Annotated in this window: 1 protein-coding gene and 1 pseudogene; both read left to right on the top strand. The window is 30.2% G+C overall.

Annotated elements, in window-relative coordinates; translation table 11 throughout:
• Positions 1-319 (top strand): annotated as a pseudogene (locus ON17_RS00815) (ATPase); the annotation flags it as partial.
• Positions 320-388: 69 nt separating this feature from the next.
• Entirely contained in the window at positions 389-1,267 is an 879-nt protein-coding gene (locus ON17_RS03810; protein WP_017191590.1) for a hypothetical protein, read from the top strand.
• Positions 1,268-1,372 lie beyond the last annotated feature (105 nt).

The raw sequence follows: 1,372 nt of genomic DNA, 5'->3' as shown, positions 1-1,372 counted from the left end.
CACCTACTCTATACTTGAAGGAACAATCAAAGCTTTAGAGAATGCTTCAGGCAAATATCTCCAAGAAAACGCCGAACTCCGCCACGAAATCGAAACCCTAAAAGAAAAACTAAAAACCGAACAAAAAAACCATCAACAAACTAAAACTGTTTTAAAAGAAAAAAATATCCTATTAACCGCCAAAACCACTGAATACACAAAACTTGAAAAAATCATAGACAAACAAAACACCTGGCAAGGATCTTTCCAACCTATACGTACAAATATTAATAATAAAATTATAAAACCAGTAACTTCTTGGTTCCGTAAATGGTTTTAAGGTTAATTAAAAAGCTAAATATGTTAGAATACGTGTATATTAAAAATTATTCCAAAGGAATTAATAATTATGATCAAAATTAAAAAAATAATCAAATGGTTTTTATTAATAATTATTTTTCTTGTGGTAGCTCTTATTGGTTTTATTATCTTAACTGAAACAGGAGTCATAAAAATCCCTAAAGATCCAATTCCTACCTTTCAAGAAACTAAATTTGAAAACATTGAAGAATGGTACGACGATAATCAAAAATGTACAATGATTAAAGCCAAATACACCTTTGACGGCCTTAATGGGGTTGGATATTATGAACAACAAAAACTGAAAGCAGAACAATTATTTCGCGAACGCGAATCATTAGAAACAGAGGCTGAAGAAAAAAACTTACAAAGTTATTTAAATGATAAAGCTATAGATATGAATCGTTCACCTAATAATCCTGAATTAGATAATTTATCACAAAAAATCATGAAAAATCGCAATGAACTAATTAAAATAAATCAAAGCTTAATATTGGACCGCCTAGAATCCCAAACCGAACCTACCAACCTGGCTTGTTACATCAAAGATCGTCACCCTTTCGACCGTTGGAACAAAAGAGGGGCAACTTCAGAAAATTTTGGTTTTATAGACGGTTTCGAATACGCACACTTTGACAAAAAAGACGACAGCCAATTATTTCTTTACATCAACTTCGAAAAACAACAACACGAAGGCCCAGGTAATAACAAATTAATCCTGAAATACAAAGGCCCAAAACATTTCTTACAAGAAGACAAAGACTACTACCTTGGTGATGCTTTCATTCATAATGATAATTTCGAACTAACTGACTTCCACCTCCACTTTAACCCTATCCGCAAAACTTTATCCATCTTTAAAGATAAACATAACTATAATAAAGTCAAAGAAGCTGAAATAAAAAATCGGCAAAAAGACGACTGGTAATAAAATAAAATTAAAGGAGTTTTAATTCGTGTTTAAAGTAAAAAAACAATTTAATAGAACAGTTTATATCTATTTAATAATTTTTATAGGATTATTATTTATAAA

Source organism: Poinsettia branch-inducing phytoplasma str. JR1, from assembly GCF_000309465.1.
Taxonomy (GTDB): Bacteria; Bacillota_I; Bacilli_A; order Acholeplasmatales; family Acholeplasmataceae; genus Phytoplasma; species Phytoplasma pruni.
The sequence above is the reverse complement of the archived record's forward strand: the minus strand, read 5'-3'. Positions and strand labels throughout refer to the sequence as shown.

What these genes read in the sequence shown, in the direction of transcription:
- ON17_RS03810 (WP_017191590.1), top strand. Translation starts at nt 389, where the DNA reads ATGATCAAAATTAAAAAAATAATCAAATGGTTTTTATTAATAATTATT.